Here is a 15,259-nt window from a genome sequence, read left to right on the forward strand (position 1 = left end):
TGTTGCAGTAGAAATTGAAGAAATAGATGGCAACGAATGGGTAAAAATTTACGAAGCTTAAGAGGAGATAAAAATGGAATATAATTTAATTGCAACTACCACATTTGGTTTAGAAGGAATAACTTCAAGAGAATTAAAGGCTCTTGGATATGAAGATTTGAAAGTTGAAAATGGAAAAGTTGAATTTGTTGGTGACGAAATGGATATAGCTATAGCTAATGTTCATTTAAGAACAGCTGATAGAGTATTTATAAAAATGGCAGAATTTGAAGCAAGAAGCTTTGAAGAGCTTTTCCAAGGAACAAAGGCAGTAAAATGGAGCGAAATAATACCTGTAGATGGTGTTATGCACGTAGTTGGAAAGTCGGTTAATTCAACTTTACATAGTGTTCCAGACTGCCAATCAATAGTTAAAAAAGCTATTGTAACAAGTATGAGTGAAAGCTATGGTGTAAATACATTTAGTGAAGATGGACCTGTATATAAAATTCAAGTGGCTATCTTAAAAGATAAGGTAACTTTATCAATAGATACAAGTGGATCAGGTTTACACAAAAGAGGATATAGAGAAGATGCAGGGATAGCTCCTTTAAAAGAAACTTTAGCAGCAGCCCTTGTTTTAATTTCAAGATGGAAAGAAGATTATGTCTTAATTGATCCTTTCTGTGGTTCAGGAACTATATTAATTGAAGCAGCAATGATTATGCAAAACATTGCACCTGGATTATGTAGAAACTTTGTGTCAGAGACATGGCCTACAATAGGGGCAGATATTTATGAACAAGTTAAAGAAGGTGCAGAAAGATCTATAAAGAATAAAGATATAAAGCTTATTGGTTATGATATTGATGGAAGAGTATTAAAAGTAGCAAGATCTAATGCTGAAAAAGCTGGAGTTGCAAAATATATTGAATTCCATAAAAGAGATTTTAAACAATTCTCTGCTTCAGAACACAATGGATTTATTATAACAAATCCTCCTTATGGTGAAAGACTTGGTGATAAGGATGAAGTTGAAACATTATACAGATATCTTGGTGGCAATAAAAGAACACTAGAGAGATGGGATTTTAATATATTAACTTCATTTGAAGGTTTTGAAAGACCATTCGGTAGAAAAGCCACTAAAAATAGAAAGTTATATAATGGTAGATTAAAATGTTATTACTATCAATATTTTGATAATAATTTAATTAAAAATGATGGGGATACATTATTAAATCATATATAGAAAAAAGGAGCTAAAATGGCTCCTTTTTTACTCTTTAACTATATTTAATTCTGTATAGCTTTTAGGATCTGTAAGTAGAGTATAGTTAGTATGATAGATAACCATACCAGGTTTAGCACCTGAAGGCTTTTTTAAGTTTTTTACTAAAGTATAATCCACAGGAACTTTAGTAGAGTTTTGTGCTTTACTATAGTAAGCAGCTAAAGCAGCAGCTTCCTCTAAAGTTGAATCTGGTATATCAGTGGCGCATATTATTACATGTGAACCAGGTATATTTTTTGTATGAAGCCATAAATGATTTTTGCTTGCTAATTTTAAAGATAAATAATCGTTTTGAATATTATTTTTACCTACATAAATATCTATTCCATCAGATGAAATAAAATGTAATGGCTTTGAAGGCTTACTTTTTTTTGAATTTTTATTTTGCTTTCTTTTTCTAATATACTCTGTTGTAATTAGTTCATTTTTTATATCTTCAATTTCTTCATAGTTATCTGCATTTTGTATATTTATTAAAACTGAATTTAAATATAGTAATTCTTCGGAATTTTTTTCTAATTGTTCTTTAGCAGCTTCTTCAGATTTTTTTAGTTTATTATATTTTTTATAATAGCTTTGAACATTTTCTGATGGAGATTTATTAGGATCTAAATCTATTTTGATATCTTCATAGTTTTCACTATAGAAGTTCTGTAATGTTATCTCTGAATCACCAGGATTTATACTATAGATAAATGATGTTAATAAGTCACCTTTAATTTTATAAAATTCCTTTGTTTTACAGTTTTCAAGCGTTGATGCAAGTTTCTCACCTTTTTTCAAGCAACGTTCAATATTAGTATGAAGTAATTTCTGAATATTTACAGATCTGTTTTTTAATCTTTCTTGTTTATCTTTTTCTTTATAGAATTTATCAAGTAAAGCATTAGGATCAGTGAAATTTATACTTTCACATTCAGCAAAATTATTTAACTTCACACAATAGAATTCTAAAAAATCTCCATTTTTTGCATAGATACTATATTGTAAGTTATCACTTAATTCATTGATAAACTTTGAAAAATAATCATAAAGTATAGTTGTTGTAATTTCATCCTCAGAGCTATTTGTAAGCAAATCTTTATATAAGTTTTTAGATAATATATTACTTACCCCAGTGAATATTTTATTAAATATTAAATCATTTAATTCTAAATTATTATTAGAGATAAATTCAGTAAAATCTTTAAGCTGGAAGTTGAATGGGTTAAGCTTTGGAGAAACCGGTGGATAAGTATATGTTACTCCAGGATAAAGAGTTCTAAAGCTATTAACATCTGAGCCAACGTGTTTAATACACTCCATAATCTTATTATCTCTTTCGCGCACAAGAGATAAATTACTGTGACGTCCCATTATTTCAACAATTAAATAATAAATGCTATTAAAACCAAGTTCATCAGAAGCTTCTATACAAATCTTAATAAGTCTATCTCCATCAATTTGCTCAATACCTAAAATCTTTCCACCTATGAGATATTTTCTTAATACCATTGTAAACATAGGTGCTTGAAGAGGATTTGGTTTGCTATCTTCTGTAATATGAATACGTGGATATTTAGGAGAGGATGATATTAAAAGTCTAATATTTTGCCTGTCTTTTCTAAGTGTTAATATTATTTCATCTTTCTCAGGTTGATTTATTTTATCTATTTTTGAATTTATTATTGATTTTTTTAAATCTTTGACTAAACTATATAAGTAGATACCGTCTAATGCCATAAGTGTCATCCTTTCTTTATGTTAATATCTAAGGTAAGTATAACATTTATTGCAATATATATTCAATGGATTATTGTCGTTAGAAAGTATAAGTAAAATACTAGTATTAGAGAAGGGTGTAGTATGAAAAGGCGTTTTTTTTCAGTTTTAATGACAATGTTTATAACCATAATTTCACTTAATGGTTGTAACACTAATAAAGAAATAAAAGATGATGAACAAAATCAAGCAAAACAAGAAATACAATTAGATAATGGAGCATGTATTAATGAGATAAGTGGTGGGTATAATATTCTTAGTATTAGAGAAAATGAGTACACCAGTATAAATAATGAAAGGTTTATTTTAAGCTATAATAAAAATTCAGGTTCATATTTATACATAAGTAATAAATCATACTATATTCATTATAATGGTTCCGATATTGAACTAAGTGACAAAAATGTACAAGCACCTTTGTTTTCGCCAGATGGTAAGTATTTATTTTATTTCTCAAAAGACCAGTATCTACAGCCTGTAATATATGATTTGAAAAATTCTGAAAGGCTTGAGCTTAAAATTAACAGTAGTATTTCAGGAACATATGCTACATGGTTTGGTAATGATAAAATAATTTACTATGGAGTGAAAAAGGACAGTAAAACTAGCGGTATGTTTTCATATGATTTAAAAAGTAATCAGGAAAAGTTGGAAGAAGAAATAAGTGGTGGATATGTAAGTTTTATAAAAGCTTTTAAATCAAAGATCATTTTCTTTATGGAGAAATATAACGGAGAAAAATCTTTAAAGTCGTTAGATTATAATGGTAATGTTGAAGTTATATCTGATAATGTTGCAGAAATCTATGATATTGAAATGATTGATGATAGCATTTATTTATTAGGCAGAATGACTGATAATGTCTACTCATTATATGATCTATCAAAGGATAAAAGATTAATCTTTGATTTTCCAAGCAAAGTAATGTTTGAAAAAGGACTAAGTCATACTGATAAGGGTGAAATACTTTTTATTGGTAATAATGATGGCAGTACTAGTGAAAAAATTTATGCATGTTCCGATAATAGTATATATGTGATAAATTCAGATTCTGGTGATTACACATTTATAGAAATCAATTAATAGTCAAAAAGCAGTTTAGAAAATTTCTAAGCTGTTTTTTGATTATTATTAGTAAAAAGTGTTAATTATTAGTATCAGGAGGAATTATTATATGAAAGAAGTAATGCTGAATGATATTGATATTTTAATTGCAAGAAAAATAAGTAAAAGCAAGGCAGAAAAAGCTAATATTCTTCCCTTTAAAGAAGATGAGGGAAAAGTGTATATGCTTTGTGTATTTCATGATGAAAATATATGCAAAGAAATGCAATTTCTTTATGGTTGTACAATAAGTGAAGTATTCATAAATAACGAGAAGTTAAAGTATTTGATAAATAAAGTTTTCTTTTCTCAAGATAATAATAAAATCGAAGATGAAATAATAGAAGAAGCCATTGGTAAAAAGGCTTCAGATTTACATTTAGAACCCTACAAGGACATAGTATATGTAAGAGTTAGGATTGATGGAATCCTAAGTCTTTTATATATAATAACTAAGGAGGAGTATTCCACTATAATATCAAGAATAAAAATAAATTCTGCTTTAGATATTACAGAACATAGAAAGCCACAAGATGGAAAGATAACAATGGATATAGATGGAAATACATATGATTTACGTGTATCTATCATTCCAGTGGTTTTTGGTGAAAAAATAGTATTAAGAATTTTATATAACAATGGATTTAACTATTGTTTAGATAACCTGAAGCTGCTTCCTAATCAAAGACTTGAACTTGAAAAAATAATAAATAGGAATACTGGCCTTGTTATAGTAAATGGACCTGCTGGTAGTGGTAAATCAACCACATTATATACAATATTAAATCATGTAAATAGAAGAGAAGTTAATGTTGTAACCTTAGAAGATCCAGTGGAAGTTATAATAAATGGAGTTAATCAAATGATGGTTAATAGTAAAGAAGGAATAAGCTTTGCTGATGGCCTTAGAAGCGTAATGCGACAAGATCCTGATGTGATAATGGTTGGAGAGATAAGAGATGAGGAAACAGCTGCTATGGCTGTGAGAGCTGCTTTAACAGGTCATAAGGTATATACAACAATTCACTCTACAGAACCAAGAGAAGTGTACTTAAGGTTAGAGGAAATGGGTATAAAAAGTTATTTGATAAGAGAATCTCTTGTGGGAATAATATCTCAAAGACTTATTAAGATGCTATGTGATTCCTGTAAAGAAGAAGAAATTATAACGTATAAAGATAATAAAGTAAAAATATATAAAAAGGGAGATGGCTGTGAAAAATGCAATTTTACTGGCTATTTAGGTAGGGCATTAATAATATCAGTTAATGAAATTAACAAGGATTTAAAGAAAAAACTGGTGAAGCTTTATGATAATAATACCATATTAACAAATATTCAAATGGTGGATAACTTAAATAATTTACTGCTAACTGGTAAGATTTCAAGGCTTGATTATATGGAATTTATCGATAGAGAGGAGTTAGATTTTGACTATGAGGGAAGTTTCAAAGCAGAAAGCTAATTGGAATAGTTTATCAGTAATTGCCGATAATATAGCTAAGTTATATGGAGATGGTCTTCCTTTCGTATATATTTTTGAGTTGTTATCTGATTTAGATATAGGAGATAAATATAAAAGAGCACTGTTTAAAATAAAAAGGAAAATTAAAAATGGTGCTTCTTTAGAGGATGCTTTTAGAAGTGAAGGGTGTATATTTCCTAATTTTTTTGTAGAAATGGTAGGCGTTGGTGAAAAGACAGGTAATATAGGAGAAGTGTTAAATGGATTAAGTTTATTTTATAGCAAGATGGCTTTTATTAAGAAGTTTTTAATTAATGCCTTATCCTATCCTCTAATAATATGCATAAGTTCCTTAGGCGTTATGATTTTTCTAAGTATAGCAATTATACCTAATTTTAAAGAGGTTTATATTTCTTTAGGAAAAGATGTGCCAGAAAGCTTTAATTTTATTATTAATCTAAAGACTTTTATTTTTAATAATAAAGGGTTAAGTTGTGTATATTTTTTATTATGGGGAGTGGCAGGTCCATATATAATTTATAAGGTGTTTTTAAAAGAAAAGTTTTTGAAACTTCTTTGTTTAATTCCTATATATAAAAGGTTCATGGAGTACATAAACATTATGCTTTTAGCTGTGGTGGTAAAGAGCGGAGTAAACTTAATAAAGGGATTAGAGTTCTGCAGTGAAATAAAATTATTAGGAAATAATAATATGGTTGTGAGGGAGATAAAGAATAAGATTATCTCTGGAAATGGATTAAGTGATTCCATGGCTGAAACAAAAATTTTTTCTAAATATACTTTAGCACATATAAAACTTGGGGAAGAAAGTGGATCTTTAGATGAAAGGCTTATGCAAATTGAAAAGTTTCTATTTAATAATATTCAAGAAGATCTAAATAAAAAGATAGCAATGATACAGCCACTAATTATTATGTTTATTGGCGTTTTTGTATGTATATTTATAGTGGTGTTTATCTTACCTGTATTTGGAGAACTAATATGAAGACTCATTACAAAAAAGCATTTTCTTTATTAGAGCTTCTCATAAGCATGTCTATAATCATAAGTGTATTTTCTTTGGGATTTAAAGGCAAGAGGGTTTTAGACCAAACTATTAATAACATAAAGGCACATACAGCAGTAAGTAATATGTGTGATTTTTTAAGCTATAGTAAATTTTATTGTAATAAAAATAATTCATCGGTAATTATTAATTGTAGAAATAACGGATATGCAGAATTTATAGATCCAAGCAAAAATTTTTCTAAGAAATTAGAATTACCTAAAGGCTTTAATTTTATTACTAATTATAATATAAATTGTTCAAATGAAGGGGTTTTATCATCAGGAAGCATGTATATATGTGATCAATATAATAATCTTTATAAAATAACCATATCTGTTGGGGTTGATACAATAAATGTATATTATGGAGAATAGTTATGATTAGAAAAAAAGGAAGCCTTATAATTGAAAACATGTTGGCAAGTGCAATAATTATGCTACTACTTTTAGTTATTTGTCAATCAGTAGTATGTAAAGGTAAATGGCAGGAAATGAAAAAAAAGAAAGATGAATTTGAAAGAATTACTTATGCAGTAGAAGAGGAACTAAAATATAATTTAAGCATTGAGGAAGTAAAGGGCTTAGCATATAACAATATTATTTCTTTAGATAAAGATAATATTTTAAAACTTTTAACAATAGAGGGATTAGAAATGATTCAAAAAGGCAATGATATTGTAATTGTCGTTGAAGATATGGATAAAGATAGAATTAAAATTAATATCTGTTTAAGTGAAGAATGTTATGGCAATACTGTAGAAAGTAAAAGAAGTTTTGTAAAGGATAGGACAATGAATGAGTATTACAAGTAAAAATGAAGGCTTTACTTTATTGGAAATAATAATTTCACTTGGAATTTCAGTTAGTTTGTTATTGGTAATAATAAAGATTAATGCTGATATTATTGGTGACTATTGTAATAATTCTGAGGAAAGCATTTTAGAGGATAATTTTGATAATGCCATGCTTAATTTAGATAATTTAATAAATGGATATCTTGTAAGTGATATAAAGGTTGAAAACAATAAGATTACCATTAAATACGATGTTGATTTGGAAAAAAATTATTATAAAATTAAAAGCATTTATTTAAATAATAATAAGCTTATGATATCTACTATTAATCATGATTCCAATGGAGTCAGTAGCGGACAAAATGTAATATTAAATAATGTTAAAGAGTTTAATGTATATATAAAAGAAGCTCTAATATATTTTGAAATAATTACAGATTCAGGAGAGAGCAGGATAAGATGTATATAAGAAAGGTAGAAAAAGAGGCATTTATACTAGTTGAAACAATGATATTAACAGCAGTATGCATTTTAGTTTTAAGTATGTATGTAAAAAGCATTATATGGGATATTGAAAAAAGTTCATTATATTCAATGAATGAAGATTTACTTTATATGGATGAAGCTGAGCTTAAATTCATTGATGATGTAGAAGAAGAAATTAATAAAAATCAAGAATTAAAGGATAAAATAAAAGATAATGAATTAATTAAAGAATTAGAATATAGGTATACTGATGATGATTTGAGCTTTAAGATTACTAAAGGTAGGATATTCCTTATTAAAAGTGAAAATAAAAATAAGCTATATAGAAAATTAAAAACTATTAACTTAGAAGAAGAGATAATAATTATTCCTGATTATTATAAAGCATACAATTTAACATATTAGGAGCAAGGTAATGATTAGTAAAAAATTGATTTTATTTAAGCAGTACTTTTTGTATGAAGGTAAAAAGTATACTATAGATGAATTTTTTAATAATATTAATGAAATTTATAAAAATCTAGAGATAATTATAGCAGAAGATGAAATATTTATTTCACAGTATAAACTAAAGGATAATAATGTAACGTTATTTTTAGACAATATTATGTTGAATAATCAAATTAATAATGAAAATATTTTAACGGATTACTATTATAATAAAAAGAAAAAACTATTATATTTATATTCATTAAATGAAGGAAAATATATTAATAAAATTGCCAATGATAAAACAATTGTTAAAGTTATTCCAATTCAATTTTACATAAGAAATATTTTAAAGATTATTTTATATAGAAAGCCAAAGGTATTGATAATTACAAAGATAGATAAAAATATATATGCAATTGTTTGTGAAAAAGGATGCATTACATATTCAAATATAATAATAAATGATAAAGATGTTTTAAATAATGAAATACTTAAGTTTTCTAAAGATATTGAAATTATTCTTGATAAAGAAGTTGAAGATTTTCTTGTAGATGAAATTAAGAAGTGTTATAAAATAAAGATTAAATCCATAGGGAGGAATATTAGTGAAAAAATATATAAAGTATAAAGATTTTTTACCATCTCACTATGTAGATAAAAATATAAGTAAAAATAAAAAAAACAATAAAAAAGCCATTTGGATGCTGGTTATATTAAACTTTTATATGTTACCAATGAATATAAAAAGCATTTTTCAGGAGAATAATTCCAAAGAAGTTGTCAATGATACATATTATGATGAAAGTGAAAAGCTTATAGAGCAAATATCAGAATGGCTTAAGGTAACATCTCTAGATATTGATTCAATAGAGGCTACAGGAAATAAAGGAATGATAAGTGTGCTTAATAAGGATGTATTATGTGAGGTAGAAAATCAGGGATATGAAATAATTAAAATTACCCAAGATAATTCTATTTATAAAGCAAATATAATTAAGGATGATTAGGGAATGAAAAAGGAATTAAAAGAATCAATTATAATTATAACAACAGTTACTTTTACCATAATACAACTTATATTTTATATACAGTATACTTTAACAGCTAATAAATCAACAACTTCACAAGTAACAAACGTATCTGAAATAAAAGATGAAGAGGTTAAATTTACAACTATTAATGATGAATTAAAAGTTTTAGATAATAGTTATATAAGTGATGCAAATTATATTGGTGATAGATGGAAAGTTAAAATTGTATTGGTAGGTAATTCAGATCAAATTACAAATTCATTAAATAAATTAAAAAATATGGAAAAATATACAATAAATGAATATAATATTGATGGCGAGAAAGGCAATATTGCAGTTAAATTGGATTTAATTAGGAAAAAATAGAGCTTTTTTTACTCTTATTACCGAAATAATTGCATTTCTTTAGTAATTTTGATAGAATGTTTTTGTTGTGTCATAAAACAACGAAAAACGTTATGACTATTAATTTATTTTAAAGGTCATAATAACTATGAATTCAAATTATTTTGGAGGGAAATATATGATATCAGCAGGTGATTTAAGAAAAGGTACTACTTTTGAGCATGAAGGACAAGTTTACACAGTTATCGATTTCTTACATGTTAAACCAGGAAAAGGAGCTGCGTTCGTTAGAACTAAGTTAAGAAACGTTATATCTGGAGGAGTTACAGATACAACTTTCAACCCAACAGCTAAGCTTCAAGAAGCAATAATAGAAAGAAAAGAAATGCAATATTTATATTCTGATGGAGAATTATACTACTTCATGGATCAAGAAACATTTGAACAAATTCCATTAAACTATGAAAAAGTTGAAGAAGCTATAAAATTCTTAAAAGAAAACATGTTTGCAATTATCAAATTCTACAAAGGAGAAGCTTTCTCAGTTGAAGCACCAAACTTCGTTGAATTATTAATTACACAATGTGATCCAAGTGTTAAAGGTAATACAGCTACAAACGCTATGAAACCAGCAACATTAGAAACTGGAGCACAAGTTAACGTTCCAATGTTCGTAAACGAAGGAGATACTATAAGAGTAGACACTAGAACTGGCGAATACATGGAAAGAGTTTAGTTATAAAAAGCTAAGTTATATAACTTAGCTTTTTATTTTAATATTCAATATTATTCAATTTCTTTTGTAAAATGTTTTTAACTAAAAAATACGGGTATAATTATTAATATAATTATTTTTCAGAAGGATGTGTAAAAATGAAGAAAATTTTTGATGAAATTAATGATTTAAGACAAGTTATTAATGACATAGATGATGAAAAATATAAAAATGTTTTATCTACAATAAATAATGTTGTAAATGATATGGCATTAAAGATTGAGGAAATAATAGTAAAGCAGGAAGCTATTGAAGAAAATATGGAATACATAGGCGATGATTTAACAGATATGAGAGAAGAGATGTTTGAGGAAGTTTCATTTGATGATTTAGAGAATTTAGAAGATGAATATGAAGAAATACACTGCCACAACTGTGGTAAGCCTCTATTTGTTGAAAGAAAAGCAATAGAAAACAATTCTTCAATTCCATGTCCTTTCTGCAATAAAAATGCAAAATAGAAAAATATAAAAAAAGAAGTGATAATTAAAATTTATCACTTCTTTTTTTGTGGAATAATTTACATAAATATATATTGAAATGAATATTAATTTAATATGTGAAATAGTAATTACATGACTAAATTTAGTGATGGAAGGAAGTGAAGTGAGTGGACAATTACATCGAAGTACTACAGGTTTTACCGAAAAAAATTATAGAAATAATAGAAGGAAAAGTTGATACTAAGAAAATTCAAGAAATAAGAATAAAAGTTAATAAGCCAGTGATAATAAATACTGCTAATGAAGAATTGGTACTTGATTATTTAGTTTCAAAAGAAGAATTGAAATATATCATAACAAAAATATCTAGCTACTCCTTGTATGCTTTTGAAGAGGAAATGAGACAAGGATACATTACTTTTAGAGGTGGACATAGAATTGGTCTAGCTGGACAATGCGTAATGGAAAATGGACGAGTTAAGATTTTAAGAAATATATCATCTATTAATATTAGAATATGTAAGGAGGTAATAGGAGCCTCTAATAAGATAATGCCGTATATATCTAGCTTTAATAAAGTATACAATACACTTATTGTATCGCCGCCTAAATGTGGCAAGACTACAATTTTAAGAGATATAGCAAAAAATATATCAAATGGATTTTCACGAATAAATCTTAAAGGTAAAAAGGTAGCAATAATAGATGAACGAAGTGAGATAGCAGCTTGTTATAATGGAGTTCCTCAAATGAATGTGGGTATTAGGAGCGATGTTTTAGATAACTGTTTAAAAACAAATGGAATAATAATGGCAATAAGAAGTTTATCACCAGAAGTAATTATCTGTGATGAAATAGGTACAATGCATGAAATAGAGGCGTTAAGCATGGCATTTAACTCAGGAGTGAAAATGATACTTACAGTACATGGAATTGATTTAGAGGATGTAAGTCGCAGGAAAAGCTTAAAAGAACTTATTGATGAAAATATACTTGAAAGGATCATTGTCTTAAGTTGTAAAAATGGGCCAGGAACCTTAGAAAAAGTCTATAAGGTACAAGAAGGAGGACAAATTAAGTGTTTAGATATTTAGTTTTAGTATGTATTTTTATAATTTGTTCATATATTGGATTTGTTATTGGAGAAAATTACAAGAAGAGAAGCGTTAATCTAAAGGAATTTCAAAAGGCAATACTGTTGATGAATAATGATGTAATTTATACTAATATTCCACTTATGGAGGCTTTGTACGATGTAAGTGAAAAAGTATCTGGTGAATTATCTCAAATGTTCAGGGAAATTGCATCTACTTTAGAGAAAGGAGAAGCCAATAGCGTATTTGATATTTTTAATAATATATATGGTAAATATGAGAATGATTTGAGTTTTAAAAAAGAGGATTATAGCATAGTATCAGACTTCTTTAGAACACTAGGTGAAACAGGGGTATTTGGGCAAGAAAAAATCTTTAAACTGGCTTCAGAGCAAGTAAAACTTAATTATCAAGAAGCTTTAAAGGAAGCTAAAGTTAATATAAAGATGTACAGGACTTTAGGGGTATGCGCAGGAGCATTAATAGTAATATTTTTTATATAAAAGGGGGAAGTTAAATGGTATTTGATGTAGGTGTATTATTTAAAATTGGTGCAATGGGCATATTGCTTATAGTAATTGAACAGCTATTAAAGGCTAATGGTAAAAATGATATTGCTGTATTGGCTAATTTGGCAGGCATAGTAATTATTTTAATTACTATAATAGGTATGGTATCCACATTATTTGATACAGTAAGAGCAATGTTTACGATGTAGGTGAGGTAAATGGAGATAATTAGAATAATATCTATAGCTTTTATAGCATTATTTTTATATATGTTTGTGAAAGAAAAAAAATCAGATATAGCTGTATTGATTATTTTAGCGGCCAGTATAATGATTTTGCTATATATGATTACTCAGCTTGGACAAATAGTATCATTTATAAATTCAATTGCAATAAAAGCAAATATAGATATTGTTTATATAGAAATTATTTTAAAAATACTGGCAATTGCATATCTTGCTTCATTTTGCAGTGAAATATGTAAAGATGCAGGAGCTGGAAGTTTAGCTTCAAAAGTAGAATTTTCAGCTAAAATAATGATTCTTGTATTAGCTATACCAATATTAATGGCAGTACTTGACTCAATTCTTCAGATATTATAGGTGATTTAATGAAAATGAATAAATACTTAAGATATTGGTCAATTATTTTATTATTTATAGGTTTGTTATTTTTTTGTGATAATGGTCAGTTAGTTCATGCTCAAGATAATAATAGTGTAATATCTAATGATGAAATAAATGATGATTTGGAAGGATTATATGATTATATAAGCACTATGAAGAGTAATTTTGAATTGATTAATGATTTGGATCCAGTATCATATATAAAAAATTATATAAGTACAGGAAAGGGAAATTTAAGCTTTAGTAAGATTTGTGATGCTGCTTTCAGTCTATTGTTTAAGGAAGTAAAAACAGTATTATCTATGTGCATAATTATTGTAGTGATTGGCATAATATGTTCTCTTATCAAGAATCTTCAAAGTGCATTTTCATCAGAGAGTATATCGGAAATCGCTTTTTATGCCTGTTATGCATTAATGATAATTGTCCTTACAAGGACCTTTATAATTTCCTTAGACTTAGCAAAAGATATAATAACACAAATAAGTGGTTTTATGTCTAAATTGCTTCCTATATTGGTAGTTATGTTAGGTGTGGCTGGAGGTTTTACAGAATCTGCAACAATGGATCCTATAGTCTTAGGAACAACAATAATTATACCTAAGATATATCTAAATATAATTCTACCACTGATACTGATTACATTTGTTTTGCAATTTACCAATAACATTTCAACAGAACCGAAGATTTCTAATTTATGTAGCTTGGTGAAAAGTTCGGTATTATGGATTCAAGGGTTGATTTTGACAGTATATATAGGACTTTTGACGGTAAGGGGAATTACAGCATCAACTATTGATGCCGTAACACTTAAGACTGCCAAATTTACAATTGATAACTTTATACCAATTGTAGGTAAAACTTTTTCTGATGCAATTGCTTCTGTGGCAGGATACTCATTAATAATAAAAAATGCTATAGGATCAGTAGGACTTTTAGTATTAATACTTATAATACTATACCCAATCATAAAGATATTCTTATCATCAATAATTTTAAAAATCTCATCATCTTTATTAGAACCTATAGCAGATAAGCGAATTACTAAAGCAGTTTTTTCCGCAGGCGATTCTTTAATTTTAATATTATCTAGCGTATTATGTGTAAGTTTAATGTTTTTTGTATTAATTGCAATGATGGTTTCAGCAGGTAAATTTGTAATTGGGGGATAGTTATGGAATATATTAAAAGCTTTATTGAAACATTAGTAACTATAATAATTTTATTTTCTGCAATTGAATTAATTTCTCCAAACAATTCAATGAAAAAGTATATTAAATTTGTTTTAGGGTTGATTTTAATAGTAGTAATGCTAAGTCCAATAATAGATTTTTTTACAGAAGGTGAAGATAAGATTGTATCTACTATAAAAGAATATGAGAATATTTTAAGCACAGATACTAAGACAAGCTCCGATGTTGCTGTATCAAATGAAGTGGAAGATGTCTTTATAGAAAATTTAAATAAAAATTCCGCCGCTGAATTAGCAGAGGCATTTCCAGATTATACTTTTGTGTGCAATATAGATTGCAATATAGATTTAAGCAATTATAGTTATAACATAAGTCATGCTAAGATAGGTATTTCCACTGGTAAAATTCAGGATGTAGAGAAAATAGAAAAAGTTGAAATATCTAATGATAATCAAACTGAGAGCAAGGTATACAGTGATGATGAACAAAAAATAGTAAGCTATGTTTCAAATATGCTTGGGGTTTCAGAGGAAAAAATAGAAATTTATACTGTGAGTTAATTAGGTAGGTGATTGAATGGATAATAAAAAATTAAGCGATAACTTGAAAATATTAAGCAAAAATAAAGGATTTATTAATGCTTTAATATTTTTGTTAGTTGTTTTATTTCTATGGCTAGTTTTAACTAGTTTCAACAAAGTTAATTTTTCCAATAACAATAATGGCAATAATGGAAGTAATACTAATGGAGCAGCTGAAGTAGATGCAACTTTAAGTAATGAAAGTAAGGTAAGTTCAAGTTATGAACAGGCACAAAAAGAAGAATTGGAGGAGATTTTAAGCAAGATTGAAGGTGTAGG

21 protein-coding genes are annotated in these 15,259 nt (G+C 27.1%); 20 read left to right on the forward strand and 1 reads right to left on the reverse strand.

The window, feature by feature from the left end; all coding sequences use genetic code 11:
* Positions 1–73 precede the first annotated feature (73 nt).
* Positions 74–1,231 carry a class I SAM-dependent RNA methyltransferase gene (locus tag Q5O44_RS08155; protein ID WP_022167919.1) on the forward strand — a complete coding sequence of 386 codons (1,158 nt, stop codon included), beginning with the start codon at positions 74–76 and terminating at the stop codon, positions 1,229–1,231.
* A 27-nt stretch (positions 1,232–1,258) separates the two neighbouring features.
* Here the strand turns inward: Q5O44_RS08155 and Q5O44_RS08160 are convergent, their stop codons facing one another.
* Positions 1,259–2,995: an NFACT family protein gene (locus tag Q5O44_RS08160; RefSeq protein WP_022167920.1), complete on the reverse strand. Its 1,737-nt coding sequence runs from the start codon at positions 2,993–2,995 to the stop codon at positions 1,259–1,261.
* 123 nt (positions 2,996–3,118) lie between these two features.
* Here Q5O44_RS08160 and Q5O44_RS08165 point away from each other — a divergent pair, with 123 nt between their 5' ends.
* From Q5O44_RS08165 to Q5O44_RS08255, 19 genes are all read left to right on the forward strand, one after another.
* Positions 3,119–4,117, forward strand: a complete 999-nt coding sequence (locus tag Q5O44_RS08165) for a hypothetical protein (protein ID WP_022167921.1) — start codon at positions 3,119–3,121, stop codon at positions 4,115–4,117.
* A gap of 91 nt (positions 4,118–4,208) precedes the next feature.
* Positions 4,209–5,603, forward strand: a complete 1,395-nt coding sequence (locus Q5O44_RS08170; RefSeq protein ID WP_022167922.1) for a GspE/PulE family protein — start codon at positions 4,209–4,211, stop codon at positions 5,601–5,603.
* Positions 5,575–6,609 carry a type II secretion system F family protein gene (locus Q5O44_RS08175; protein ID WP_302636810.1) on the forward strand — a complete coding sequence of 345 codons (1,035 nt, stop codon included), beginning with the start codon at positions 5,575–5,577 and terminating at the stop codon, positions 6,607–6,609. Before Q5O44_RS08170 ends, Q5O44_RS08175 begins: the two co-directional genes overlap by 29 nt.
* Complete coding sequence (locus Q5O44_RS08180) at positions 6,606–7,046, forward strand: prepilin-type N-cleavage/methylation domain protein (protein ID WP_022167924.1); 441 nt, start codon at positions 6,606–6,608, stop codon at positions 7,044–7,046. The genes Q5O44_RS08175 and Q5O44_RS08180 overlap by 4 nt, the downstream gene beginning before the upstream one ends.
* A gap of 2 nt (positions 7,047–7,048) precedes the next feature.
* Positions 7,049–7,483: a hypothetical protein gene (locus Q5O44_RS08185; RefSeq protein ID WP_022167925.1), complete on the forward strand. Its 435-nt coding sequence runs from the start codon at positions 7,049–7,051 to the stop codon at positions 7,481–7,483.
* Positions 7,467–7,934, forward strand: coding sequence for a hypothetical protein (locus Q5O44_RS08190; RefSeq protein WP_022167926.1), 468 nt, complete (start codon positions 7,467–7,469; stop codon positions 7,932–7,934). The genes Q5O44_RS08185 and Q5O44_RS08190 overlap by 17 nt, the downstream gene beginning before the upstream one ends.
* Positions 7,925–8,356, forward strand: a complete 432-nt coding sequence (locus Q5O44_RS08195) for a hypothetical protein (protein ID WP_022167927.1) — start codon at positions 7,925–7,927, stop codon at positions 8,354–8,356. The genes Q5O44_RS08190 and Q5O44_RS08195 overlap by 10 nt, the downstream gene beginning before the upstream one ends.
* A gap of 10 nt (positions 8,357–8,366) precedes the next feature.
* Complete coding sequence (locus tag Q5O44_RS08200; RefSeq protein WP_022167928.1) at positions 8,367–9,011, forward strand: hypothetical protein; 645 nt, start codon at positions 8,367–8,369, stop codon at positions 9,009–9,011.
* Positions 8,989–9,390, forward strand: a complete 402-nt coding sequence (locus Q5O44_RS08205) for a hypothetical protein (RefSeq protein WP_022167929.1) — start codon at positions 8,989–8,991, stop codon at positions 9,388–9,390. The genes Q5O44_RS08200 and Q5O44_RS08205 overlap by 23 nt, the downstream gene beginning before the upstream one ends.
* 3 nt (positions 9,391–9,393) lie before the next feature.
* Complete coding sequence (locus Q5O44_RS08210; RefSeq protein ID WP_022167930.1) at positions 9,394–9,780, forward strand: hypothetical protein; 387 nt, start codon at positions 9,394–9,396, stop codon at positions 9,778–9,780.
* Positions 9,781–9,937: 157 nt separating this feature from the next.
* Entirely contained in the window at positions 9,938–10,495 is a 558-nt protein-coding gene (gene efp, locus Q5O44_RS08215) for an elongation factor P (RefSeq protein WP_022167931.1), read from the forward strand.
* A gap of 137 nt (positions 10,496–10,632) precedes the next feature.
* Positions 10,633–10,995: a CD1247 N-terminal domain-containing protein gene (locus tag Q5O44_RS08220; RefSeq protein WP_022167932.1), complete on the forward strand. Its 363-nt coding sequence runs from the start codon at positions 10,633–10,635 to the stop codon at positions 10,993–10,995.
* A 149-nt stretch (positions 10,996–11,144) separates the two neighbouring features.
* Entirely contained in the window at positions 11,145–12,071 is a 927-nt protein-coding gene (spoIIIAA, locus tag Q5O44_RS08225) for a stage III sporulation protein AA (RefSeq protein WP_022167933.1), read from the forward strand.
* The gene (locus tag Q5O44_RS08230) at positions 12,056–12,574 is read left to right on the forward strand and encodes a sporulation stage III protein AB (RefSeq protein ID WP_022167934.1); all 519 of its coding nucleotides are present in this window, start codon (positions 12,056–12,058) and stop codon (positions 12,572–12,574) included. Before spoIIIAA ends, Q5O44_RS08230 begins: the two co-directional genes overlap by 16 nt.
* Positions 12,575–12,588: 14 nt before the next feature.
* The gene (gene spoIIIAC / locus Q5O44_RS08235; RefSeq protein ID WP_022167935.1) at positions 12,589–12,789 is read left to right on the forward strand and encodes a stage III sporulation protein AC; all 201 of its coding nucleotides are present in this window, start codon (positions 12,589–12,591) and stop codon (positions 12,787–12,789) included.
* A gap of 9 nt (positions 12,790–12,798) precedes the next feature.
* Positions 12,799–13,182 carry a stage III sporulation protein AD gene (gene spoIIIAD / locus Q5O44_RS08240; RefSeq protein WP_022167936.1) on the forward strand — a complete coding sequence of 128 codons (384 nt, stop codon included), beginning with the start codon at positions 12,799–12,801 and terminating at the stop codon, positions 13,180–13,182.
* Between the two features lie 14 nt (positions 13,183–13,196).
* Positions 13,197–14,378, forward strand: coding sequence for a stage III sporulation protein AE (gene spoIIIAE / locus Q5O44_RS08245; RefSeq protein WP_370545571.1), 1,182 nt, complete (start codon positions 13,197–13,199; stop codon positions 14,376–14,378).
* A 2-nt stretch (positions 14,379–14,380) separates the two neighbouring features.
* Entirely contained in the window at positions 14,381–14,959 is a 579-nt protein-coding gene (spoIIIAF, locus tag Q5O44_RS08250; protein WP_022167938.1) for a stage III sporulation protein AF, read from the forward strand.
* A gap of 16 nt (positions 14,960–14,975) precedes the next feature.
* Positions 14,976–15,259: hypothetical protein (locus Q5O44_RS08255; RefSeq protein ID WP_370545572.1), on the forward strand; the 284-nt coding region annotated here is incomplete at its 3' end.

It is taken from the genome of Clostridium sp. CAG:221 (assembly GCA_000435835.1).
Classification (GTDB): Bacteria; Bacillota; Clostridia; order Clostridiales; family Clostridiaceae; genus Clostridium.

Coding starts and splice junctions, on each gene's coding strand:
- Q5O44_RS08160 (WP_022167920.1), bottom strand. CDS start 2,995: ATGGCATTAGACGGTATCTACTTATATAGTTTAGTCAAAGATTTAAAA.
- Q5O44_RS08190 (WP_022167926.1), top strand. CDS start 7,467: ATGAGTATTACAAGTAAAAATGAAGGCTTTACTTTATTGGAAATAATA.
- Q5O44_RS08155 (WP_022167919.1), top strand. CDS start 74: ATGGAATATAATTTAATTGCAACTACCACATTTGGTTTAGAAGGAATA.
- Q5O44_RS08170 (WP_022167922.1), top strand. CDS start 4,209: ATGAAAGAAGTAATGCTGAATGATATTGATATTTTAATTGCAAGAAAA.
- efp (WP_022167931.1), top strand. CDS start 9,938: ATGATATCAGCAGGTGATTTAAGAAAAGGTACTACTTTTGAGCATGAA.
- spoIIIAD (WP_022167936.1), top strand. CDS start 12,799: ATGGAGATAATTAGAATAATATCTATAGCTTTTATAGCATTATTTTTA.
- Q5O44_RS08180 (WP_022167924.1), top strand. CDS start 6,606: ATGAAGACTCATTACAAAAAAGCATTTTCTTTATTAGAGCTTCTCATA.
- Q5O44_RS08195 (WP_022167927.1), top strand. CDS start 7,925: ATGTATATAAGAAAGGTAGAAAAAGAGGCATTTATACTAGTTGAAACA.
- spoIIIAE (WP_370545571.1), top strand. CDS start 13,197: ATGAATAAATACTTAAGATATTGGTCAATTATTTTATTATTTATAGGT.
- Q5O44_RS08210 (WP_022167930.1), top strand. CDS start 9,394: ATGAAAAAGGAATTAAAAGAATCAATTATAATTATAACAACAGTTACT.
- Q5O44_RS08185 (WP_022167925.1), top strand. CDS start 7,049: ATGATTAGAAAAAAAGGAAGCCTTATAATTGAAAACATGTTGGCAAGT.
- Q5O44_RS08175 (WP_302636810.1), top strand. CDS start 5,575: ATGAGGGAAGTTTCAAAGCAGAAAGCTAATTGGAATAGTTTATCAGTA.
- spoIIIAC (WP_022167935.1), top strand. CDS start 12,589: ATGGTATTTGATGTAGGTGTATTATTTAAAATTGGTGCAATGGGCATA.
- Q5O44_RS08220 (WP_022167932.1), top strand. CDS start 10,633: ATGAAGAAAATTTTTGATGAAATTAATGATTTAAGACAAGTTATTAAT.
- Q5O44_RS08165 (WP_022167921.1), top strand. CDS start 3,119: ATGAAAAGGCGTTTTTTTTCAGTTTTAATGACAATGTTTATAACCATA.
- Q5O44_RS08200 (WP_022167928.1), top strand. CDS start 8,367: ATGATTAGTAAAAAATTGATTTTATTTAAGCAGTACTTTTTGTATGAA.
- spoIIIAF (WP_022167938.1), top strand. CDS start 14,381: ATGGAATATATTAAAAGCTTTATTGAAACATTAGTAACTATAATAATT.